We start from the raw sequence: 306 nt of genomic DNA, 5'->3' as shown, positions 1-306 counted from the left end.
CAGGAACAGTCAGTGGATTAGGCAGTGGTGTCAACAATGTATTGAATCAAGCAGGAGATTTCACGAGTGGGGTAGCGAACTTAACGAGCTTAGGTTTGAAGTTCACGGGAACATCGGGTGCAGGAACCTTTACCTTTACACCAGCTTCTGGAACAGCAGCGACAAGTGGAAGTGTAACCATTAATCCAGGAGCAGCGACCAAATTAGTGGTAACAGGAACGGGCACTCAAACAGCTGGAGGAAGTCAAACAGTAACAATTACCGCGAAAGATGCGGATGGCAATACAGCCACTACATATACAGGAG

At 47.4% G+C, this 306-nt stretch carries 1 protein-coding gene; it reads left to right on the top strand.

Annotated features, from left to right (window positions below; translation table 11 throughout):
• Positions 1–306, top strand: a 306-nt coding sequence (locus G9H60_RS13300; RefSeq protein ID WP_394369797.1) for a hypothetical protein, incomplete at both ends; no start/stop codon positions are given.

It is taken from the genome of Aquirufa aurantiipilula, assembly GCF_019923745.1.
GTDB classification, from domain to species: Bacteria; Bacteroidota; Bacteroidia; order Cytophagales; family Spirosomataceae; genus Aquirufa; species Aquirufa aurantiipilula.
The sequence above is the reverse complement of the archived record's forward strand: the minus strand, read 5'-3'. Positions and strand labels throughout refer to the sequence as shown.